The 20,550-nt window shown below is 62.1% G+C and carries 23 protein-coding genes and 1 tRNA gene; 12 read left to right on the plus strand and 12 right to left on the minus strand.

The annotated features are described in order from the left end of the window. Window positions 1–25: 25 nt before the first annotated feature. Together VN934_03975 and VN934_03980 are read right to left on the minus strand one after the other, a co-directional pair. The gene (locus tag VN934_03975; protein ID HXM17951.1) at window positions 26–1,888 is read right to left on the minus strand and encodes a multicopper oxidase domain-containing protein; all 1,863 of its coding nucleotides are present in this window, start codon (window positions 1,886–1,888) and stop codon (window positions 26–28) included. Window positions 1,889–1,895: 7 nt separating this feature from the next. Beyond that, window positions 1,896–2,648, minus strand: a complete 753-nt coding sequence (locus VN934_03980; protein HXM17952.1) for a metal-dependent transcriptional regulator — start codon at window positions 2,646–2,648, stop codon at window positions 1,896–1,898. A gap of 226 nt (window positions 2,649–2,874) precedes the next feature. Here VN934_03980 and VN934_03985 point away from each other — a divergent pair, with 226 nt between their 5' ends. After that, window positions 2,875–3,345 carry a hypothetical protein gene (locus VN934_03985; GenBank protein ID HXM17953.1) on the plus strand — a complete coding sequence of 157 codons (471 nt, stop codon included), beginning with the start codon at window positions 2,875–2,877 and terminating at the stop codon, window positions 3,343–3,345. 92 nt (window positions 3,346–3,437) lie between these two features. Continuing rightward, window positions 3,438–3,857 (plus strand): hypothetical protein, encoded by a 420-nt coding sequence (locus VN934_03990; protein HXM17954.1) that lies wholly within the window; start codon window positions 3,438–3,440, stop codon window positions 3,855–3,857. Here the strand turns inward: VN934_03990 and add are convergent. Both add and VN934_04000 read right to left on the minus strand, forming a co-directional pair. After that, window positions 3,850–4,860, minus strand: a complete 1,011-nt coding sequence (gene add / locus VN934_03995) for an adenosine deaminase (protein HXM17955.1) — start codon at window positions 4,858–4,860, stop codon at window positions 3,850–3,852. The two genes, VN934_03990 and add, sit on opposite strands and share 8 nt — an antisense overlap. Further along, window positions 4,857–5,720, minus strand: coding sequence for a DUF1028 domain-containing protein (locus VN934_04000; GenBank protein ID HXM17956.1), 864 nt, complete (start codon window positions 5,718–5,720; stop codon window positions 4,857–4,859). The genes add and VN934_04000 overlap by 4 nt, the downstream gene beginning before the upstream one ends. Window positions 5,721–5,762: 42 nt before the next feature. On the opposite strand from VN934_04000, the gene VN934_04005 reads away from it, so the two are divergent. Further along, window positions 5,763–5,836: transfer RNA gene (locus VN934_04005), tRNA-Met, on the plus strand. Between the two features lie 85 nt (window positions 5,837–5,921). On the opposite strand, the gene VN934_04010 is transcribed toward VN934_04005, so the two are convergent. Continuing rightward, on the minus strand, window positions 5,922–6,131 hold the full coding sequence (locus VN934_04010; protein ID HXM17957.1) for a DUF1059 domain-containing protein: 210 nt from the start codon (window positions 6,129–6,131) through the stop codon (window positions 5,922–5,924). Window positions 6,132–6,492: 361 nt separating this feature from the next. Here VN934_04010 and VN934_04015 point away from each other — a divergent pair, with 361 nt between their 5' ends. From VN934_04015 to VN934_04025, 3 genes are all read left to right on the plus strand, one after another. After that, window positions 6,493–7,014, plus strand: a complete 522-nt coding sequence (locus VN934_04015; protein ID HXM17958.1) for a hypothetical protein — start codon at window positions 6,493–6,495, stop codon at window positions 7,012–7,014. An 82-nt stretch (window positions 7,015–7,096) separates the two neighbouring features. Next, entirely contained in the window at window positions 7,097–8,698 is a 1,602-nt protein-coding gene (locus VN934_04020; protein HXM17959.1) for a hypothetical protein, read from the plus strand. A gap of 166 nt (window positions 8,699–8,864) precedes the next feature. Next, entirely contained in the window at window positions 8,865–9,086 is a 222-nt protein-coding gene (locus tag VN934_04025) for a hypothetical protein (protein ID HXM17960.1), read from the plus strand. Between the two features lie 3 nt (window positions 9,087–9,089). Here the strand turns inward: VN934_04025 and VN934_04030 are convergent, their stop codons facing one another. After that, the gene (locus tag VN934_04030; protein HXM17961.1) at window positions 9,090–10,076 is read right to left on the minus strand and encodes an aldo/keto reductase; all 987 of its coding nucleotides are present in this window, start codon (window positions 10,074–10,076) and stop codon (window positions 9,090–9,092) included. Between the two features lie 67 nt (window positions 10,077–10,143). Between VN934_04030 and VN934_04035 the strand changes: the two genes are divergently transcribed. The 3 genes from VN934_04035 to VN934_04045 are packed head-to-tail and all read left to right on the plus strand — an operon-like array spanning window position 10,144 to window position 12,915. After that, on the plus strand, window positions 10,144–11,169 hold the full coding sequence (locus tag VN934_04035) for a patatin-like phospholipase family protein (GenBank protein HXM17962.1): 1,026 nt from the start codon (window positions 10,144–10,146) through the stop codon (window positions 11,167–11,169). Between the two features lie 21 nt (window positions 11,170–11,190). Then, window positions 11,191–11,703, plus strand: coding sequence for a hypothetical protein (locus VN934_04040; protein HXM17963.1), 513 nt, complete (start codon window positions 11,191–11,193; stop codon window positions 11,701–11,703). Window positions 11,704–11,724: 21 nt separating this feature from the next. After that, window positions 11,725–12,915 carry an aminopeptidase gene (locus VN934_04045; GenBank protein HXM17964.1) on the plus strand — a complete coding sequence of 397 codons (1,191 nt, stop codon included), beginning with the start codon at window positions 11,725–11,727 and terminating at the stop codon, window positions 12,913–12,915. Window positions 12,916–12,995: 80 nt separating this feature from the next. Here VN934_04045 and VN934_04050 read toward each other — a convergent pair whose 3' ends face one another. Continuing rightward, the gene (locus VN934_04050) at window positions 12,996–13,505 is read right to left on the minus strand and encodes a DoxX family protein (protein ID HXM17965.1); all 510 of its coding nucleotides are present in this window, start codon (window positions 13,503–13,505) and stop codon (window positions 12,996–12,998) included. A 79-nt stretch (window positions 13,506–13,584) separates the two neighbouring features. On the opposite strand from VN934_04050, the gene VN934_04055 reads away from it, so the two are divergent. Beyond that, window positions 13,585–13,956, plus strand: a complete 372-nt coding sequence (locus VN934_04055) for a helix-turn-helix domain-containing protein (GenBank protein ID HXM17966.1) — start codon at window positions 13,585–13,587, stop codon at window positions 13,954–13,956. A gap of 94 nt (window positions 13,957–14,050) precedes the next feature. Here VN934_04055 and VN934_04060 read toward each other — a convergent pair whose 3' ends face one another. Both VN934_04060 and VN934_04065 read right to left on the minus strand, forming a co-directional pair. Further along, on the minus strand, window positions 14,051–14,992 hold the full coding sequence (locus VN934_04060; protein ID HXM17967.1) for a PHB depolymerase family esterase: 942 nt from the start codon (window positions 14,990–14,992) through the stop codon (window positions 14,051–14,053). Window positions 14,993–15,063: 71 nt separating this feature from the next. Then, a complete protein-coding gene (locus VN934_04065; protein ID HXM17968.1) occupies window positions 15,064–15,909 on the minus strand; it encodes a Ku protein in 846 nt (281 codons plus the stop codon). A gap of 127 nt (window positions 15,910–16,036) precedes the next feature. Here VN934_04065 and VN934_04070 point away from each other — a divergent pair, with 127 nt between their 5' ends. Together VN934_04070 and VN934_04075 are read left to right on the plus strand one after the other, a co-directional pair. Continuing rightward, the gene (locus tag VN934_04070; GenBank protein HXM17969.1) at window positions 16,037–16,393 is read left to right on the plus strand and encodes a hypothetical protein; all 357 of its coding nucleotides are present in this window, start codon (window positions 16,037–16,039) and stop codon (window positions 16,391–16,393) included. Between the two features lie 37 nt (window positions 16,394–16,430). Then, entirely contained in the window at window positions 16,431–18,386 is a 1,956-nt protein-coding gene (locus tag VN934_04075; GenBank protein HXM17970.1) for a S9 family peptidase, read from the plus strand. 14 nt (window positions 18,387–18,400) lie between these two features. On the opposite strand, the gene VN934_04080 is transcribed toward VN934_04075, so the two are convergent. The 3 genes from VN934_04080 to VN934_04090 form a co-directional block, all read right to left on the minus strand. Then, complete coding sequence (locus VN934_04080; GenBank protein HXM17971.1) at window positions 18,401–18,799, minus strand: hypothetical protein; 399 nt, start codon at window positions 18,797–18,799, stop codon at window positions 18,401–18,403. A gap of 39 nt (window positions 18,800–18,838) precedes the next feature. After that, entirely contained in the window at window positions 18,839–19,738 is a 900-nt protein-coding gene (gene ribF / locus VN934_04085) for a riboflavin biosynthesis protein RibF (protein ID HXM17972.1), read from the minus strand. A 79-nt stretch (window positions 19,739–19,817) separates the two neighbouring features. Continuing rightward, window positions 19,818–20,550, minus strand: a 733-nt coding sequence (locus tag VN934_04090; protein ID HXM17973.1) for a tRNA pseudouridine(55) synthase TruB, incomplete at its 5' end; no start/stop codon positions are given.

Genomic DNA, 20,550 nt, shown 5'->3' on the forward strand with positions numbered 1-20,550 from the left:
GCCCCGGCACTACATCCGGATTCGGCTAGGCTCCTGCAGCCGAGAGGATGAGGTCTGTCCCGAGCCCTAGCAGAAAGCCAGCCAGCACGCCTACCGAAGCCAGCCGTTTGTAGCCGATCCGGGATCCGGCCTTGGTCATTTCGCCGATGACGTAGATGATGGCGCCCGCGGCGAGCGTCAGGAACAGCACGGAGAGCAGCGGCGAGACGAAATGATAGCCGACCACCGTGCCGAGAAACGTCGGGCCGCCTCCGATCAGACCGAGACGCACGATCGCAGCGAGATTCGCCGGCGTGCCCGTTCCCGCCAGCGGGGCAGCGATGCCGAAGCCTTCGGTCATGTTGTGCAGCCCAAAGCCGATGATGAGCAGCACCGCGAGTTGGATGGCGCCGGTCGCGGCGGATTGGCCGATGGCGAGTCCCTCGCCGAAATTATGCAAGCCGATGCCGACGGCGATGGTCGTGGCGAGCGTCATCGGGGAGAGGTGGCCCTCGGCGGCCAGTGACTTTGAGCGCATGAGGATGACGCGCGTGAAGTAGACCAGCCCGACCAAGCCCGTGCCCAAGCCGAAGACGTACGTCGCGAGCAAGACGACGAGCTGAGTCACACCGCCGCCGAGCTGCATGAGGTGCAGCGCGGAGCTGAGCGGTTCGCCGGCTTGGCGCAAGATGTCGAAGAGCAGGAAGAACAGCACGCCGATGGCGGTGGCGTTGAGGAACGAAAGCCAGGCGGGCGGCACGCGACGCAGCGCGGCGAACGGCAGGCCGAAAAAGATCGTCAGACCGGCGATGGCGCCGAGGATCAAGGCGGCGGGTTGCGTCATCGGAGGACCGGAGGACTGCGCGCCTCCGCCCGGGGACGCTACGCTCATCATGTCGCCCATGGACGTAAGCTTGTCGGGGGCGCCCTCGTATTGGATGGACGCGATCAAGCCGCCCGGCCCCATGCCGCCGTTGAGCATGTGGTCGACGACGTGGCAGTGCACCATCCACGTGCCGGCTGGCGCGTCGGCGCGGAATTCGATGTCGCGCAGTTCGCCCGGACCGAGGAGCACGGTGCTCATCAGCTGGCGGTTTTGCGGCGAGACCCGCTGGCCGTCCACGGCGACGACGCTGAAGTGGTGACCATGGATGTGCATGGTATGGAATTCGGTGCCGCTGATATTGATCTCGCGAATGCGCACGCGCTCGCCACGCTTGACCACGAAAGGTTTGGTCAGCGGATAGCTCTTGCCGTTGATGCTGAAATAGTTCTCGGTCGAGCTGAAAACGCGCCACGATGACAGCAGCATGAGATAATCGCGCTGGTACGCTTGTGCCGCCGGCGTGGCCGGATCGACGACGAGCGCACCGTACAAACCGCGGTCGAGTTGGTTGAGGTCGTCGAAGTGCGTATGGTAAAGGTACGTGCCTGACTCTTTGACCGTGAATTCGTACACGTAGCTCTGGCCCGGGGGCACGGGCGACTGGCTCAGGCCCGGCACCCCATCCATGTCTGCGGGAAGTTCGACGCCGTGCCAATGGATGGTCGTGGGCGCGGGCAGATGATTGGTGAGGATGACGCGCAGACGGTCGCCCTGGCGCACGTGAATGGTCGGGCCCGGAACCGTGCCGTTGTACGTCCATGCTTGCGTGCTGATTCCCGGCGCGATCTCCCATGGCTTGATCTCGGCGATCAGGTGGATCGTCTTGATCTTGCCTGCGAGCGGCGGCGGGAGCGCGGGCAACAACGCCGCGCTCTTTTGCGCGTCAGCTTCGGCGCGCGCGACGATGTCGGGTGCGATGTCCGTGGCCACAAGACCGGGGCGGGCGTCGTCGAGCGATGCGCCGAGCGCGCGAGATTCCAGTGCGAAAACGAGCGCGCCGATGAAGAGAACTGCCCGCAACATGGTCTTGCTACTTGCCTTTGGTCGCGGACTTCTTCTGTGGGTTGCGAACGAGGATGTCGCCCGCCAATTGCGTGCTGACGGTGTGCTTCTTGCCGGCGACGACGATCGTCAGCAGTCCGACCGCGTGCTCGCGGTGCTCGACGCTGACCGGCGTGCCGGGGCGCAGCCCGATCTCGGCCAGAAACTTGAGCAGCTCGGGAATGTCGTGCTTGATCTCGAGCACCGCGGCCGGCACGCCCAGCGGCAGGTCCGCGAGCTCTATCGCGCCGTCGTGGCGCCAGATCGAGCCATCCTCGCGCGGAATCGGGTGACCGTGAGGGCAGGTCGTCGGTTCGCCCGTGAAGCGCGACAGATGACGCTCGACGAGCGGCGATATGGCGTGTTCGAGACGGCACGCCTCTGAGGCCGAGATCTCCCACGGAATACCGAGATGATCCACCAACAGGCGCTCGGCGAGGCGCTGGCGCCGCAACGTTAGGGCACCGATTCGCGCGCCTGAGTGCGTGGGGAGCACGCCGTGGCGGCCGTCATGGGTCACGTAGCCTTCTGAATCCAGACGCTTGAGCATCGCCGAGGCGGAAGCCGCCGAGACGCCGAGCTCCTGCGCGATAGCTGAGGTGGAAACCGGCTCGACGCCATCCTGCAGGCGCACGATCGACTTCAGGTACATCTCGACGTTGGGGCTGACCTCGGTCTCGTGGGCGACCGATGGCGTGGCCGTTTTGAGCGCGGAGTTGCCCCCACGGTGCTGCTGTGGCATGATTTAGGCATGCCTAATTCGCGCCGTTAGGCTACCATATCCTTCAGCGTCAGGCTACCCAGCCAGCCGCCTGACTGGAGCCTGGGAAATCGCCCTGATTTGTGGAGGACACGAGCTGGGTAAATGTGATACAGGGTGCAACGAACGCTAGGCCCGTTTTCGTTTATAATAGTAGAGCAAGGGGGCCGCGCAAAGCCGCTCCCGCCTCAAGAGGGGAATAACCGGAATGAAATCTTTCAAAATCATCGCAGCGCTCACGTTGGCTGCTTTCGCGCTGACGCTGGCTCCGACACCGCAGGCACTTGCGGACGGCGCAGCGAGCACGCGCAATATCTTGATCGGCACGGCTGCGGCCACGCTGATCATCATCAACCATAACAAGAAGGTCCACCAGCGCTACGCTGAGGACGCGCAAAAACAGGCCGCGCTTGCCGAACAGGCCAACAACGCCAAAGCGGCTGCAGCACAGTACAAGACCGCCTACGAGCACGAAGCCGTAGTGGCCTCCAACTTGAAGCGCGAAGTCGCACTTCAGCAGACTCAGATCAACCAGTTGAACGCGCAGGTCGCTTCGCTGAATCCGTCAGGCAACTTCGTGTCTGCCAATAGCGCCTCGACGGCGACAACGAGCAAACAGCCCGTTTCAGCCAAGTCGGTGCAGGTTGCGATGGTGTCGTACGGCTGGGGAAGCTTCTAGCTCCGAATACCTGGAATCACGCGATAGCGCCGCCCTTGAAATGAGAGGGCGGTGCTCTCGCTTGCGTGAAGACGATTGAAGGGGTGGAACTGATGAATCTGCGAGCTGCGCTTGTGTGCGCGACTGCGGCTTTGCTGATCGCCGGCTGCAGCGGGCAGCGCGTCGCCGACGAGACGAAGATCGCCGACGATGTGACCCGCGCCGTGTACAACAACGACTACGCGGGCACCGTCAAGAACTTCGACGATACCCTGAAGGGGCAGGTGACGCGCGGCCAGGTCGGCGTGATATCCGATAAGCTGCACGCCCTCGGAGACTATCAAGGCCTGACCGAGGTCAAGTCCGAGCCCGACTACCGCCGCTACACGTTCGAAGCCAAGCTCACCAACGGTACGGCGATGGTCCGGATGCGCGTTCACGCGGATGGCTCGATCGCCGCCTATCGCGTTGACGTGCCGGCGGCCACAGGTCTGCCGACTCCCGCCAGCGCCGCTTCCGCAAAGCCTAAGTAACGGGGTAGCTTCTCACCTCTTCGATCCAGGCCCGCCTGCGATCGCCGGCGGCAAAACTCGCCTCGAAGCCATTGATGGCGACGCGGGCGAGTTCTTTTTTGGATAATCCCATGCGCGCGGCGTTCTCATACTCGTCGAGCAGCGAGGCGCCGAAGAACGCCGGGTCGTCGGAACTGAGCGTGACGGTAAGGCCCGCGGCGAGGAATTCGGGCAGCGGGTGAGGCGCGTCTGGACCGATTGCGCCGGTGACGCGGTTGCTGGTCGGGCACATGTCGACGGCGATGTTTCTCTCGCGCAGGAGCGCGATGAGTTCTGCATTGCCGCTTGCCGCGACCCCGTGACCGATCCGCTCGGCTTGGAGTAACTTTATGGCGTCGGCGATGCTGTCAGCGCCCGCTGCTTCGCCGGCATGAACGGTGCGGCGCAGACCGAGTTCTTTGGCTCTTGTGAATGCTGATTTGAAGTCGCGGGCCGGAAAGCGGCGCTCGTCGCCGCCGAGGCCGACACCGATGACGCCCGCGCTTTTGCATTTTTGAGCGAGTTCGAGATCCTGGAGGGCGTGCTGTTCGCCGAGGTTTCGCACCATGTCGAACAACAGCAGCGACGAGATGCCGAAGTCCGCTTCCGCTTGCCGGCTTGACTCGCCGACCGCATTGACCATCTCGGCAAGATCGAGTTCCTTGAAGAACATGCGTTGCGTCGCAGGCGATACGAAGAGTTCGACGTGTCTGACGCCCGCCGCGGCGGAGGCGGCGAGATATTCGTAGGTCAGCTCCGCGAAGTCCGTGGGTTTTTGGAGCGCTTGTACCACCCGCAAGAACGCATACAAGAAACTTTGGAAATCGGTGCAGTGGAACAGCGCTGCGACATCTTCGGGCATCTCGACACCGTTGCGCCGCGCGATGCGTTCGTAGGTGGCGGGGGTTATCGTGCCTTCGAGGTGCACGTGCAGCTCGGGCTTGGGCAAGCCGCGGATCCACTCGCGCAAGGGCGAGTTCTTCAAGCGGTGTAGCCGCGCAGGTAGCCCAGCGTCTGGCGGTCGATGCAGCCGTCGTCGCGCACGCGGTCTTCCAAGTTCTCCTTGTGCATGAATTTGACGAGCGCCTCGTTGGCGGCGACGTCAAATGCCGCACTCGTAGACGCTAGCGCCTTGGCCCTCTTCAGCAATGTGACGATCTCGGCTCCCAGCGCGGTGTCGATTTTCAGGACGTCTTGCGGTTCTGGTTTGAAGAAATAGAGTTTGTGCAGCTCGAGGATACGCGCGAGTTCTTCGATCGGTTCGGGATGATCGTCGACGCGAAGATCCACATATCGATCGTTGAAACCGCTGTAGCCGCCCTTCGGTTTGGCGATGTAGAGCGCGGCGCTTTGCTTGCCGCGTCGATCACCGCCGGCGGCTTGGCCGGCCCTTAACGCCGCAACGAGCCGGTCCGCGAGAGCGCCCCGCGTTTGCTCGAAAGTCGAGACCAGAGCGTCGACGACCTCGGGGCCGGCGAGAATGTTTCCTTGCGCTGCGAAGTTCGTGCCCGACTTCCCGCCCGCCCACGGCATGCACTCGTCGCCTGTATACGTAGCGGAGCGGCCCTGCATGTCGACGATTCCCAGTTGGCGTTGGCTAGCGTGTTCGTCGTCGCGAATCAGCTCAGCGATGACATCTTGCGGCGGCATTCCCTTGCGCAGCATCTCGAGACCGCGCGGGCCATAGGTGGTGTTGGCCCAAGCCTGCGTGGCGACCGCGCCGGCATCCGCCGCCACCCACGGCACGGCGGCGCCGACGGAAAGAAATTTGGATTGCACCACGACGCCGGTTTCGTTCGCGTGCGGATCGTAGCCGATGATGGAAAACGTCGACGGCTTTATCATCGTGGGGCAGGTACGCCCATCACAAGTCCCGTACCTAGTGAATGCGGGGTGGAGCAGTCCGGTAGCTCGTCGGGCTCATAACCCGAAGGTCGGTGGTTCAAATCCATCCCCCGCAAGATTGCAGGTAGCGCAATCCCCTCTGATCTAGGGGATTGCGCGATTGTTTTCGTCGTGTCCGAAACTAATAGTGATCCGTAAAGCTTACGCTTCAGGAGCCGCATCCCACTTGGGCTTCGTTTCTTTGCCCCATTTGCTGGGGTCTTCGTTGTGCATCTTTTCCATTTGTTTCGCCACATCAGGGTGATTCGCCATCACGTGTTTCGTCATGGTCTTAACCATTTCGTCCCATGAACTGGCTGACAATTTTTCGTCACACGTTCCGCCGAGATCCTTACATGTCATCGTTTTCATTTCGACACCTCCTTAAAGGACCAGCTCCTGCCCAGTGTACCCGTCAGTTGTCCTGCGCTAACCTATCATGCAACGATCCGCTCGGCTCTACTGCCGCGGTCCCTTGCCACACAAGGGACTAGGACGTGGACGCCACCGAGCGCAACACTTTGCGGAAGGTAAGACATGTCGAAATCGTTGGTTCATACTGGCTGCGAGGTGCTCGAATCCATCCCCCGCAACCATTTCGCCTTGGCTCGGCCGAGGCTTTTTGCTATTTTGAAGGGACAATGGTTGTTGTTGACGCCAAGTGCTTCACGGGGAGCTAATTGTGGATCCGAAACGGCACCAAGAGGGGAGCACGATGGGAAGCTCGGAGCGATTGCGCGATCTCACGCCCGCATTTCGGCGATACCGAGAGTGCGCGCGTCACGTTTGGAATTCATATTTCCTCGATTTCGCCTTTGACGCTCAGCACGACTTCATAAACGTCAACGACGCGCTATTTTTTGCGCTTGTTCTGGCAGAGTTCCAGATTGCGCCGACTGCGCCAAACGGGTATTACGAAGCCATCAACGTGATGTACGATGTGCCTCCAAAGGGCTTACCTGCTTTATTTCCCGTCGAGCTCGACGACGGGCGGCATTGGTGTGAAACCACGCTTCACGAGCCCGACGCAGACTTGAAATTCATCAGCTTTTGGGACTGGGATGTTTGGGAATCTTTCCGAGACTTCGAACTCGTTCAACTACGGGCGGTGGCTATTCCGGAACGCCCGGAACTCGCTGGCCTTGATTTACTTATAGCGCCGAAGTATCTCAGTTTTTTCGCGGACGAGCGACTGCTCCTCAGCGAAAGGGATCCTATTCCCGTTCGGCTTGGGAGGCGGAGACCCAGACCGTGAGGATACGGAGGTAGAGCGTTTCTTGTTTGGAAACGCTAGCCCCATGATTATCCTAAGGTCCGGTCTAGTCGTCCTCGCGGCCTTGTTCGCTTTGACCCTTCTCATGTGGGTGGGTACGGCTAATCGCGCGACGCCTGAAGTTTTCGCGACGATCTCCGAATGGAACGTCAAGCTCATCGGACACGATCCGCTCTTCAACCGTGGGATGAACGCCGCGCTGGCCGTCTACGACCATTTCGTGTACGTCGGCAATCGCACCGATAGCTCGGCCATCTGCGTCGGAGCGACCGGCCTGCCGTCCGGAGACACGTGCCCTCACCCACATCCGGGAATCCTGATCGTCGATGTTAGGGATCCCGCTAACCTGAAGGTCGTGGGCGAGATCGGAAAGCCGTACGCGGGCAACGTCGGAATCACAACCCGCGAGCTGCGGGTCTGGCCCGACCAGAAGCTTCTCATCGTGATGGACTTCCGGTGCAGCCGCACGATCCACGCCTGTCAAAGCGGCACCGATGCGCAGTTCCCGTTCGATTTGGCGTTTTTCGACTTGAGCGATCCGTTGCAACCCCGCTTTATCTCGCGTTTCGTGCCGACATCGAAGGCCGGCAAACAGGTCAAGCCGCACGAGATGTTCTTGTGGGTCGATCCGAGCAACCGCAACCGAGCCTTGCTCTATCTCTCAACCCCGACCACATCAAAAGACCCGTCCATACCGAACTTGATCGTCGCGGATATCAGCCGAGTGAGTCGGAGCGGGCACGTGGTTGAGATCGCCGAGGCGAATTGGAACAACCTCTATCCCGGCACCGACCGCCCCGACTACCCGCTGGTTTCGGCTTCGAGCCAGACGTGTGGACCATATGACTGCAATCTATTCCTCCATTCGATTAGCGTCTCGGCCGACGGCACTCGAGCCTTCCTCTCGATGGAAGCCGGCCAGTTTCTCATTTTGAACACCGCATCAGTCGTGAAAAACACGACGCCGGGGCTCGTGCTGTCCCTCAACGGCGATCTCATCACCTCACCGGTCAGCAGGCCGGTGTGGGGACAGACGCCGGCTGATCCGCGCGCGGTGCCCAACAACTGCCGGAAGGAATGCGCGAACGGCCACTCGGCCGTGAAGGTGCCGGGGCGGCCGCTCGTCGTGACGACCGACGAAGTGTACGGCACCTTCACCGATCCCAAGTTCGGCTGCCCGTGGGGCTGGGAGCGGCTCATCGACATCTCCGATCAGGCTCATCCAAAGATCGTCTCCGAGTTCAAGGACCCCCGGGATGAACAATCATTCTGCGGCGGGCCGTACGATGACGCCGGAACCGAGCAGTTCACCAGCTACTCCTCCCATAACCCGACCGTGCTGCGGGATCTGGCTATCGTGGCGTGGCATTCGGGCGGCTTGCAAGTGACCGACATCAGCGACGCTGCGCACCCGGTGCGTGCGGCCGGGTTTTCCCCCGACACGCTCGCGAGCGTGGCGACCGAAGACCCGGCTCTCAGCCGCGGACCGAATAAGACCATCCTTTGGAGTTATCCGATCATCAAGGATGGTCTGATCTACGTCGTCGACGTGCGCAATGGGCTCTACATCCTGCGTTACACCGGAGCGCATGCCGAGGAGGTCGGCGGAATCAAGTTCCTTGAGGGCAACTCAAACCTCGGCGATGCCGCTGCGCTTGAGCGCTGAGCCGTGGTCCCGCTAGTCATCTTCCTTGTTCTTGCGGTCGCGGCGGCTGTATTGCTTCCGCGAATGGCTCCCGGTGCGCATCCGGAAAAGAATCCGAATGCGAACAATCCTGACGCCTTAGAGGCCGACCTAGACCCGGAGGGAGATGAGCCGGAGGGTTATTAGCATGAGCAAAGCAGTTGTGCGGCCGCTCATCATCGCTGGCGTCATCGCCGGAATCCTCCTCGCCGCGCTTCACCTGCTCAACGCGACTCAGGGCAGCTTGAATTGCGCTCGTTGGTATTATCCCGCCGGATGCATCACCTCGGAAGTCGGTGCGCTCATCCTAGTGATGGTAATTCTCGTTCTGGGGGTCGGCCTATACATCGCCAATGAACGGCGCCCCTAATGCTCACACGTTGACGTTGCTCATGTCGGCGTAGCGTTGACCAGCGAACGCACCGGGTCGCGCAACGGCGTCGATCCGTTCCAGGTCTTCTTTCGTCAATTCGATGTCCACGGCCGCACAGTTCTCTTCCAGCCTTTTTCGGTGCCTCGTACCCGGGATCGGCACGATGTCGGGGCCTTGATGCAACAGCCACGCCAGCGCGAGCTGCGCCGGCGTGATCGATTTCTTTGTGGCGATCTGCTTGAGCAGTTCGACAAGCTCGAGGTTGTGCTTGAAGTTGTCGCCCTGAAATCTCGGATAGCGCTCGGTCTTACGGCCATCGCCTTCGGCAAAATCCTCTGATTTGGTGATGGCACCGGTCAACAGCCCGCGCCCGAGCGGACTATAGGCGACAAAGCCGACGCCGAGCTTGCGAACCGTGGGAAGTATTTCGTCTTCGACGTCGCGCGCGAAGAGCGAGTATTCGGTCTGCAGCGCCGATATCCGATGCACTGCGTGCGCTCGCCGCAGCGTCGCCGGCGCGGCCTCGCTCAGGCCGAGGTAGCGCACTTTGCCCGCCTTGACGAGCTCCCCCATAGCGCCGACCGTCTCCTCGATCGGCACGGTCTTATCGACGCGATGCTGATAGTACAGATCGATCGTGTCGACGCGCAGGCGTTTGAGCGAGGCTTCGCAGGCGCGCTTGACATAGTCCGGCTTGCCGTTTATCGAGATCCACGAGCCATCCGCACTGCGTTCGTTGCCAAACTTGGTCGCCAAGAACACTTCTTTGCGCCGCCCCTCGATGGCACGGCCGACTAATTCTTCGTTCTTGAAGGGTCCGTACATGTCGGCGGTGTCTAAAAAATTGCAGCCCAATTCGATTGCGCGATGAATCGTCGCGATCGATTCTTGGTCGTCCGTCGGCCCGTAGAACTCGGACATGCCCATGCATCCGAGGCCGATCGCCGAGACGAGCGGCCCGTCAGGGCCAGGCCTGCGCTGTTTCATACTAAGTCCTGTTGTCTGGTTGTGCGGGCAAGTCATTTGTCACCTGAAGCGAGAAGCGATGACGGTCATGAAGGCCCTCATTCTCAGCGGTGGCGGCGCCCGGGGCGCTTACGAGGCTGGCGCCGCCCTGACGTTGCTCAAGCACGAACGCTTCGACATCATCTGCGGCACGTCCATCGGCGCCATCAACGGAGCGTTCATCGCACAAGATGAGGTAGAGCAGCTCGAGCGGCTCTGGAGATCGATCGCATCGAGCAAGGTGATCCGCCTGGCGCCCGAGATCGACGCACTGGCGAAAGTCGCCTCGGACCTTCGGCACCTTTCCGCAAGTCCGCTGACGCGCCGGGCGGGGCTCATCGTTCACCTGGCCCAGGACTACGCGAAGGTAGATTCACCCGGCAAGCTTACTCACTTGCTCGGCGCGCTCAGCTCGCAGCCCTTCGCCGACGTGCTTGGGCCGCACGTGAGATATGCGTCGCTCAAGCGTACGCTGGTCGTGGCCGTGACCAACCTGACGCGGGGAAGGCCGGAAGCATTCTATTATTTCGCTGGTCAGGGTGCCGACGAAGATACGAAGTATTTCGCGGAGCGGGAACCGTTCGGCCATCCGATGACCGAAGCAAATTATCTTGATGCGGTGCGCGCATCCTCCGCCATACCAGGCGCCTTCTCCCCGGTGATCATTTCGGACGCGGCGTGCGAAGCATGCCTGTATGTCGATGGCGGCGTCACCGGCAACGCACCCATCAACCATGCCATTCACGCGGGCGCCGACGACGTGACCGTGATCCACATGGACCGCCCCGATTTGCGCCCGCCGAACTGGCAGATCTCGTCCATCGGGGACATCGCGATGGTCAGCCACGACGTCATGCAGCAGCGAATGATCGAGCGCGATCTCCGTCTTGCTGCGACGATCAATGAGGCAGTGATGGCCGGCCGGGCGCCGGACCGACGCTACGTCACGATCCGAACCATCAGTCCGCAAGCCCCGATCGGGCTGTCCGTGCTCGACTTTGACAAACAAGACCGCATCGACGCGGCGATCGAGCAGGGCAAACGCGACGCCGAGCGCGTGCGGGAGACTCCGTAGGGTCCGGGCGAAGCGAACCGTATGAGTCACAGCGTCGCGATCATCACGGTCGTCGTCATCGCGGCGGTTCTCGCGTTCCGCATCTGGCGCTCCACCCGCGAACAGAAATGGAGCGTCCCCGGAATGTGGGTGCTGCCGAGCATCTTCTTGCTGCTGACCGGCGTGATCGTCGCGATTGACGTCGCCTCGACTGTCTGGGTCGTGCCTGCATCCGTCTTGGGACTCGCAGCCGGGGTTGGAATCGGCCTCTATCAGGGCACGCACACGACTGTGCGCGTGGACGCGCCAGCTCGCAAAGTCTACATCAAGATCTCTCCTTTAGGAAATCTCATCTTCTTGACAGTCATCGTGGCGCGCATCGGGCTTCGCTTCGTCCTCGCGCCGCCAACGCAAGCCGCGGCGTCTCAGAGTTTTGCGTCGCTTCCACCAGAAGCGGCGATCATCGGCAGCGCGCTGCTCGCGCTCGCCGCCGGCATGTTGTTCGGTCTGCGCATTTACGTACAACGTGTCTACAACGAACAACTAAGCGCATAAAGAAAGGTCGGTCGGTTTACTATGAACAGATTGCTTATGGCGTTTGCGCTCAGCGCCGTCGCGCTTTCGCTGACGATGACCCGCGCTGCAGCGGACGCACCCAACCTCCAACAGCTCGCGCAACGCATCATCACGACGTCGGTCGCCGTTCAGCCCGGCGAAGTCGTCGTCATCGAGGGTGGTAAGCACACCATCCCGTTAATGGAAGCCCTTGCCATCGAAGCCCAAAAGGCTGGCGGCCTGGTGACGCTGTGGCTCGACTCGGACAAAGTGATCCGGTCGCTGGACACGGAGGTGCCCGAACAGTTCCTCTCGCAACAGCCGCGCTACCAAGCGACATGGTACAGGGCGATCGACGTCTACATCAATCTGCCGCCCGCGTCGGACATCGCCGCCCTGGATGCGGGAGTGTCGGCCAAGCGTCTGGGCGAGATCAACGCAGCCGGTGAATTCTTGACGCCGTTGCTTGACGGCATGAAGTACCGCGCGCTGGTCATCACCTACCCGACGGATCAACGCGGAAAGTCATTCAAACTCAATGGCGCTACGTACGTCAACATGGTGTGGGGAGCGATGGGCGCCGACTACACGAAGATCGCCGCCGCCGGCGAAAGTCTCAAACACAAACTGGCGGTGGGCAAAACCGTCCGCATCACCTCGCCAGCCGGCACCGACATCACCTTTAAGCTCGCCGGCCGGATGCCGAATCTCACCGACGGCATCATCACGGGCCCGCAGGCCAAAGGCCACAAGTTCGTCGACCGCTCCGCAGGGCTGCCGGACGGAGTCGTCTCCGTCGCTCCGAACGAGAAATCGGCCAACGGCAAAGTCGTCGTGCCGCGCGCTGCCTGCCGGTTTGGGGTTATGAAGAATGTGGCCTTTACGCTCAAAAACGGCATGGCGAGCGGGCTCACGGCCGCTTCGGGCCTGGACTGCTTCAACGGACTCGTCGCCGCATCGGGCGGTCCAACGATGGAGTTCTCGAATATTTCCATCGGATTGAACCCGGCGTGGCCGAACCATGAAGAGAACGGGGCGGCGTATTATCCCGGTCCCGGCGCGGGCCTCGTCTTTGTGAGCATCGGCGACAATCAGCTGCTTGGCGGCAGCGTGAAGACGGTCGGCAACTTCGGCTTCGGGTTTCCGATAACGCACGCCACTGTCTACATCGACGGCGTGAAGGTCGTCGACAACGGAAACCTCGTGGGCTAGCTTTTATATCCCGGCGGGAATCGAAGAGGCCCGCAGCAGACACGCCGCGGGCCTCGTTTTGTGGTCGGATTGATGGTCGCTTACGATTGGGCCGCGGCCTTCGCCGGCGCGGGCCGGCGGATCGCGATGTTCACGAGAGCCAGCACCACTGCGACTGCCAGGCTGATCCAGCGGATGCTCTCCGGCCACGCGGCGTTGATGCCCAACAACGCGTCGACCGAATACAAGCCTGGTCCCACGAAGGTCAGCAGCAGCGCGCCGGTGATGTTCATCAGCGTCAGTTCGATGCCGTTGGGGGCGAAAAAGCCGTTCTTCCAGTGCACCACGATCAGCGCCACGAGCATGACCATGACAATGAGCGCTGGTCCGATCGGACCACCGAGACCGAGCGCGGTCAGCAATCCGCCGCCGAACTCACCGAGCCCGGCCCCGGCAGCGAACAGCGTGCCTGGCCGGAAGCCGAGCCCTTCGAAGAAACCGCCGGTCCCCCTGATGCCGTAGCCCCCGAACCAGCCAAAGATCTTTTGCGCTCCGTGCGCCGCCAGGGCTAAGCCCAAGAACAGGCGTGCCAGCAGGATTGCAATTTCCATGATTTTTACCGCTCCCTTACCTTGCAATAGTTACTTACTTATGGTAACCTATGGGAAAGATTAGCACTTGGGAGAGCCAATGTCAAGCAAGAAGATGACTGCCAAAAAGGGCGGCCACGCGATGGGGGGATTTTGCCCCCGCTATCACCAGGCTGTCGAGCTCGTGGGGCGGCGCTGGACCGGGGCCATCATCCGCTTGCTCCTTGGCGGGCCGCGGCGCTTCAATGAGATCGTCTCGGGCGTTCCCGGGCTCTCGGACCGGCTTCTGGCGGAGCGCCTGCGCGAGTTGGAAGAAGCGGGCATCATTATCCGCGTGGTCGCGGGCGGACGGCCGGTGCGCGTCGACTACGTGCTCACCGAAAGCGGCGCCGAACTCGAGTCCACCGTGCGGGCCTTAGCCGAGTGGGCTGAGCGCTGGATCAAGCCGCCCACGGCGGCGGCGACGGGGTAGGCGAAGAACGACGTCCGAGCTTCGCTCGGAACGCTACATTGGTTCGTTGGGATCCGGGGCTAAAGCCCCGGCACTACATCCGGGCTGGCGGGCATTAGGGCATCGGGTGGCGCGCGAAGAAACTCCAGATGACTTCGTCGGCATTGATCTGCCTGCTCGTCAATCCGACGATCGAGACCGGCAGGTACTTCGCCCCGCCCGGCCATGTATGTCCGCCGTTGTCGATCGAGTACAGTGCGACCTCATTTCCAGCATTGCAGCCGCCGTGCAGCTCGAGGCGCACGCGAGTCGCGTCGGTTTTGTCCACGACCGGTAGACTCGCGCGGCTGTTCCTACGGCAACCGTCGTGCTGCACCCACAAGGCCACCCCGGCGGCGGCCGACAGCACCGGACCTCGCATGCCCACGACTTGTCCGCCGTTATAAGGCACGAGCGGATCCGCCTTGCCGTTGATCATGAGCACGGAGACCGGGCGGGTCGGCGAGCATTTCGCCGCGATCGGTGTTCGTATCGCCCCCGCCACCGGCGCGATGGACGCGATCTTGTCCGAAAGCTGGCAGGCGAGGCGCTCCGAGAACATCGCACCGTTGGAGATGCCCGTGGCATAGATGCGCTTGGGGTCTGCGTGATACGTCTTCTTCAACTCGTCGATCAACGCCGAAATGAACGCGACGTCGTCGACTGGATCCTCTTCCTTCCAGCCGTCGTTCCAATGCCGCTGCGTGCCCTCCGGATAGACCACGATGAATCCGTGGCGATCCGCAACCGGATTCATCTTGGTGATGTACGCCTCGCCGATGGGGCGGCCGCCGCCGCCGTGGAAACTCAAGACGATCGCGGGAGCGCGGTTTGGATCGAGTCCCGGGGGCACGTGGACGAGATAGTTGCGATCGAGGCCGCCGACGGCGATCTGATGCCACGAGTCAAGCGAGGGCGGCGAAGCGCAGGCGGCTGAGAGGGCGGATAAGCATCCAAGGATCGCCACGATCAATGCTGTCACGTTTCGAGAATAGCGCGTTTCCAGCGCTTCTATCATTGGAAAGAGGTGAAAAGACCGGGGCTAAAGCCCCGGCACTACATCAAAGCGGACATATTAGAACGGATAGGCTAGCGGGCGAGGGCGACCTTCGCTTTTTTCTTGGCGACCTTGCCGTTGTCGGCTTTGCCATTGCGTCGCACTTTGGTCTCTCTGAGGCTTTGCTGCAGCACGTCCATGAGGTCGACCAGTTTCGAAGAGGCCGCGGCCTTCTTGGGCGCCTTCTTCATGGCTTTGCCTTGGGCGCGCGCCTCGATCATGGCCATGACGTCCTCGCGATATTTGTCGTGGAATTCCTCCGGCTTGAACGGCGCGGCCATCGTGTCGATGAGCATCATGGCGACCTTCATCTCGGCGGGCGGCACCTTCTCATTGGCTTTCGGAAAATCAAAACCTGAAGCATCAACGATCTCGTCCGCGAAGTGCATGATCTCAAGGATCAGCGCGTCACCTTGCGGCTTGACCGCCGCGAGATGCTCGCGCGTCTTGATCACCACGCGCGCTATGCCGACTTTGCCGGACTTGGCGAGCGCGTCGCGCAGCAGCGCGTAGGCGTGCTTGCCCTTCTTCTCCGGCTCGAGATAGTACGGCTTCTCGAAGTGCATCGGGTTGATCTCGTCCAGGTTCACGAATTGCACGATGTCGATGGACTGGGTCGCCTCGACATTGGCTTCCTTGAGATCCTTGTCGGACACGATGACGTAGTGGTCCTTTTCGTACTCGTAGCCCTTGACGATGTCGTTCCACTCGACTTTTTTGCCGCACGTATTGCACACGCGCTGGAAGCCGATGCGTCCATTGTCCTTGGCGTGCAACATATTGAAGTGCAGTTCGTTCTCGCGCACTGCCGTGAAGAGCTTGATCGGTATGGTGACCAGGCCGAAATTGATCGATCCGGTCCAAATCGCGTGTGCCATATTTACTCCATTCCCCAGGAGCGTGATGTACCCATATTGGCCTTATCGGGCAGGAAGGAGTCGAACAACAGTTTTACGAACGCGTGTTCGAGTGCGCTTGACGCATGACGGGGTTTCGTAAGTTGCTATGAGCAAGCCCGATTCTCCCAGGACGAAGCAGTTCTGTCTGCACCTGTGGGATTCGCTGTTCGATGCGATCGCAGGTGCCTCAGTCCTGAGCGCGCCGGAGAAGCGCGTGCTCGAGGGGCTATGGACCACGAGCACGGTCCGGCGTTGCGCAACAGAAAATTATCCCGGACACGTGGAGTTCGCTCGCCACGTGCGCATGGGCGTCAAACGTTTGCGCGACACGCTTGAGAGTTTGGAAGAAAAAGGTCTCATCAAACCCTGCGACGCTGCGGCGCGCGGTTATTTTTTGAATCCGCTGCTGCTGGAAGCCGCATACGAGAGCGTGAAGTCCGAGCACCCTGATCTGATCAACTAGCAGGAAGCCCCCGCGCGCGCACCTGAAGCCAGCGTGCATGACGGTGCAAGCGACCGACGCCGCGCGCTCAGCCAGACGACTGCTTCCCTCCCACCTTTACTCGATCCCGATCGTGACCGGCGGCGCTCTCTCGCCGGACGGCACTTGCGTTGCTTATTCACTGCTGCGAGCCGACGCCGGTGTGAATGCGTATCGCGCGGGGATCCGCGTGGTCGATCGCACTTCTGGTTCGACGACGGTTTTGACGCACGGCGTCGCGCGCGACACGAATCCGCAATGGTCGCCTGACGGGCGCCGTTTGTTGTTCGTGTCCGATCGCAGCGGCACTGCGCAGTTGTGGTTCATCGACGTCAGCGGCGGCGAGGCCTATCCCGCGCCTGCGCTTCCTGGGGCGGTCAGCGAGGCCGCGCTGTCGCCCGACGGCCGGCGGCTGGCCGTCATCGCGACGCCCTCCACGAATAAGGCTGAGGCGGAGGCGCGTGGTTGGCGCCGCATCAAACGCATTCGCTATCGAGCCGATGGCCTCGGGTACTTCGACGATTTTCCGCGCCTGTGGTTGGTCGATGTCGAGGGCGGGGATGCGCGCGCGCTGACGGATGGCACGGGTTTCGTGAGTAGCCCGGCTTGGTCGCCGGATGGCTCGCGCATCGCCTTTGCCGGCGAGCACGACGTCGATGCCGAGGGCGTCAAACCGCGCGAGTTGTGGGTCGCGGACCTGCGCGAAGGCGGCACGCCGCAGAAATTGTTGTCTTTGCGCGGCGTGCTGGAGGGACCGGCGTGGTCTCCCGATGGCTCGCGCATCGCGTTTTGTGGCCGCGACAACCCGCGCAGCGCGTATGGTCTGGCGAACGAACGGCTCTTCACGATCGCGCCGTCGGGCGGCGCTCCGCAATGTCTCACCCCGTCGGAGGAATGGACCTGCGGCGACAACAGCCTGACGGATGTCGGCGCAGCTAATAGCGCGACCGCGCCGCAATGGCTCTCCGACGGCGCGCTCGGTGTGCTGGGCACGAGCCGTGGTGCGACGCACCTTTTCCGAGTCACGCCGGACCTGGCGGTTAGCGCGCTCTCGCCGCCCGGGATGTCGGTCATGAATTTTTCGGCGCGCTCGGGCCGCGTCGTGGTGTGCGCATCGAGCACGGGCATGCCGCCTGAGCTTTTCGAACTGGGCGAGAGCGGCGCGCGCCGCTTGACACACGACGCGAGCGCATGGTGCGAGACGATGGGGATCCGCGAGGCGGAGCGCTTCGTCGCGACCGGGCCCGCGGGATCGGTTGACGGCTGGCATCTGCGCGGCGATGGCCCCGGGCCACGGCCATGCATCTTGCAGATCCACGGTGGACCGCACGCGGCGTACGCGGACGCCTTCCTCTTCGAGTTTCAGGTGCTTGCCGCCGCGGGCTATGACGTCGTCTATTGCAATCCCCGCGGCAGTCAAGGCTACGGGGAACCATTCGCTGCGGCGATCGTGGGCGATTGGGGTGGGCCGGCGCTCGCGGACTGTCTGGCCGCGCTCGATGCGGCGATCGCCGGCGGGAGCATCGCCGAGCGGCGGCTTGGCGTTGCCGGTGGAAGCTACGGCGGCTACATGACGACGTGGGCCATCAGTCACACGCGGCGTTTTTCCGCCGCGGTCGCGATGCGTGCCGCGACGAATCTCGAGAGTCTGTGGGGAACGTCGGAAGTCGGCCGCCTGCTCTTGTATGAGATGGGCGGTCGACCGGTGGACATACCGGACGTCTACCGACGCAACTCATCGCTCACTTATGCCGATGCGGTGTCCGCGCCGCTGCTGCTGATCCACGGCGAGCGCGATTACCGTTGCCCGATCGAACAGGCCGAGCAGTTCTATGCCGCTTTGAGACTGCGCGGACATCAGGTAGAATTGCTGCGCATGCCCGAGGCCGATCACGGTCTGTCGCGAACAGGCCCGCCGAAATTGCGTATCGCGCGCTTAGAAGCGCTGCTGGATTGGTTCGACCGGTATCTGTGAGAACCGGGCGGAGATCATTTGGACTTGAAGCCCGAATACGTCAGGTAGACGCCTAGAACAAATACGAGCGCGGCGTCCAGATAAAAGAACCGCTCATAAGTAGACCCCCAGAGGATCACTCCCACTGCCGTCGGAGGCGGCAGGAGCAAGAAGAGCAGCCCTTTTATCAGCGCCAGCCAACCGATGATGGTGACGATGACCGGCACCGCACCACCCGACCAGACGTTGTGACTCAGAATCATCGCTAGGCCGACGGCCACCAACGTCAACCCGAAGACGTATAGAACCGGCGCGTTGTGAACGAGCGCTATCACCGTCTGTACCGTCGCTTGCTTGTTCACAGCCATGGTTAGCGTGAGGAGGATGCAGTAGAGACCGATTAGCTTGCTGAGAAACACTGTGCGTGCCGACATGGTGTCCTCCTAACCCGAGCTTCGCTCAGGTCGCTACATTTATGATTTGGCGTCTTTTTTCATCTGCGCGATGAGCGCGGCGGCGTTTTCGAATTTCTGTTGCTCGCGGATGAACTTCCACTCTCTTAGGCCGACCTGTTCGCCGTAGATGCTGCCGTGGAAGTCGATCAGATGTGCCTCGACGGCCGTTTCGGTGCCGTTGAAGGTCGGCTTGTCGCCGATGCTGACCAGGGCCGACTGGTCACGGCCTTCGACGTGGGCCGTCGCACGATAGACCCCGTCATGCGGGATGAGTTTGTTCGCGGGTACCGATAGATTCGCGGTAGGGAAACCGAGCTCGTGTCCGCGTCCGTCTCCGAGCGCGACGATGCCTCGAACCGTGAATGGCGATCCGAGCAGCGCATCGGCTTCCGCGAAGCGGCGCTCTTGGATCAACAGCCTGATGCGCGAGCTCGATACGCGCTCGCCGTCCTCCATCAACAACGACTCGGCTTCGAACTTGCACCCTTCTTCTTCGAGCACGCTCTTGGCGAGCAAGACGTCGCCGGCGCGATCTTTCCCGAAGCGCCAGTTGTCGCCCACGATCAGCGTGCGCACGCGCAGCTTCTCCAGCAAAACGCGGCGAAGGAAGGTGTCGGCGTTGAGGCTTTGGATTCGCACATCGAACGGCACCACGAAGAGGACGTCGAGCCCGCATGCATCGAGCAGATTGATCTTTTCTTCGATCGTGGTGAGCGCCTTGGGCTGGGTTCCCGGGTGGAGAAACTCTTGCGGGTGCTGCTCAAAGGTGAACGCACCGGCGATCTGTCCGGCGCGGCGCTGGGAGATCAGTCGCGCGAGTACGGAGCGATGGCCGACGTGAACGCCGTCGAAAACGCCGATCGTCAAGAGGAGATCGGCGTCGGCATGATACGCGTCGAGGCTTCGGACCACTCGCATGCGGTGGTCAGGGTTCGAGATTCCGGGGCTAAAGCCCCGGCACTACATTTTTGCCGGACTAAAGTCCGGCATACCACATTTAGGTCGTTTTGTCGGCGAGGACGCGCAGAGGGGCGATCAGCGCCACCGCCCCTTCTTGCGTCACTCTACCGACGCCAAGGATTCGACCTTCGGCCATGACGATCACGTCGCCATTGCTGCCAGCAACTGCTCCGGATTTCACTGGGTTACCGTGCGCGAACCGCGCCGCTCCCGCCGCATCGACTTCGACGCGCTCGTGCGGCAGCACGCCTAAGGGGTCGACAAGGCATGCGCTCGGGTCGGCGGCGATCTCTTCAGGCGTGTAGGAATCCGCCAGGGCGAAAGGCCCCGCAGCGGTTCGAAGCAGCGGCCCCATGTGCGCCGGCAGGCCGAGCCCGCGGCCGAGTTCTTCGCAGAGCGACCGCACGTAGGCGCCCGCTTCGCATTCCACCAACAGCCGGGCGGTGCGCTCCGCGCTTTCCAGCACGCGCAATTCGTGGACATAGGTGCGCCGCGAGCGGCGAGCCACGGTGCGCCCCTTGCGCGCGCTGACGTACAACGGTGTTCCCTCGATCTTGACCGCGGAGTACATCGGCGGGACTTGATCAATCGGACCGACGAGGGCTGCCGCGACGGCGGGCAGCTTTGCTTGCCAGCCGGCGGGCACGTCGGCGCGCTCGGTCACGCGCCCGCGCGCGTCGCCGGTCTCGGTCGCCGCGCCGAGAACGAGTTCGAAGACGTATTGCTTCCGGGATTCCGGGATGAGCGGCAGCAATCTCGTGGCGCGGCCG

It is taken from the genome of Candidatus Tumulicola sp. (assembly GCA_035601835.1).
Classification (GTDB): Bacteria; Vulcanimicrobiota; Vulcanimicrobiia; order Eremiobacterales; family Eremiobacteraceae; genus DATNNM01.

Bases quoted from the DNA above. Each gene is read 5' to 3' on its own strand.
- VN934_03980 (HXM17952.1), bottom strand. From the start codon at position 2,648: ATGCCACAGCAGCACCGTGGGGGCAACTCCGCGCTCAAAACGGCCACG.
- VN934_04025 (HXM17960.1), top strand. From the start codon at position 8,865: ATGAGCAAAGCAGTTGTGCGGCCGCTCATCATCGCTGGCGTCATCGCC.
- VN934_04010 (HXM17957.1), bottom strand. From the start codon at position 6,131: ATGAAAACGATGACATGTAAGGATCTCGGCGGAACGTGTGACGAAAAA.
- VN934_04040 (HXM17963.1), top strand. From the start codon at position 11,191: ATGAGTCACAGCGTCGCGATCATCACGGTCGTCGTCATCGCGGCGGTT.
- VN934_03985 (HXM17953.1), top strand. From the start codon at position 2,875: ATGAAATCTTTCAAAATCATCGCAGCGCTCACGTTGGCTGCTTTCGCG.
- VN934_04035 (HXM17962.1), top strand. From the start codon at position 10,144: ATGAAGGCCCTCATTCTCAGCGGTGGCGGCGCCCGGGGCGCTTACGAG.
- VN934_04000 (HXM17956.1), bottom strand. From the start codon at position 5,720: ATGATAAAGCCGTCGACGTTTTCCATCATCGGCTACGATCCGCACGCG.
- VN934_04060 (HXM17967.1), bottom strand. From the start codon at position 14,992: ATGATAGAAGCGCTGGAAACGCGCTATTCTCGAAACGTGACAGCATTG.
- VN934_03975 (HXM17951.1), bottom strand. From the start codon at position 1,888: ATGTTGCGGGCAGTTCTCTTCATCGGCGCGCTCGTTTTCGCACTGGAA.
- VN934_04070 (HXM17969.1), top strand. From the start codon at position 16,037: ATGAGCAAGCCCGATTCTCCCAGGACGAAGCAGTTCTGTCTGCACCTG.
- VN934_04050 (HXM17965.1), bottom strand. From the start codon at position 13,505: ATGGAAATTGCAATCCTGCTGGCACGCCTGTTCTTGGGCTTAGCCCTG.
- VN934_04065 (HXM17968.1), bottom strand. From the start codon at position 15,909: ATGGCACACGCGATTTGGACCGGATCGATCAATTTCGGCCTGGTCACC.
- VN934_04080 (HXM17971.1), bottom strand. From the start codon at position 18,799: ATGTCGGCACGCACAGTGTTTCTCAGCAAGCTAATCGGTCTCTACTGC.
- ribF (HXM17972.1), bottom strand. From the start codon at position 19,738: ATGCGAGTGGTCCGAAGCCTCGACGCGTATCATGCCGACGCCGATCTC.
- VN934_04055 (HXM17966.1), top strand. From the start codon at position 13,585: ATGTCAAGCAAGAAGATGACTGCCAAAAAGGGCGGCCACGCGATGGGG.
- VN934_04030 (HXM17961.1), bottom strand. From the start codon at position 10,076: ATGAAACAGCGCAGGCCTGGCCCTGACGGGCCGCTCGTCTCGGCGATC.
- VN934_04075 (HXM17970.1), top strand. From the start codon at position 16,431: ATGACGGTGCAAGCGACCGACGCCGCGCGCTCAGCCAGACGACTGCTT.
- VN934_04045 (HXM17964.1), top strand. From the start codon at position 11,725: ATGAACAGATTGCTTATGGCGTTTGCGCTCAGCGCCGTCGCGCTTTCG.
- VN934_03990 (HXM17954.1), top strand. From the start codon at position 3,438: ATGAATCTGCGAGCTGCGCTTGTGTGCGCGACTGCGGCTTTGCTGATC.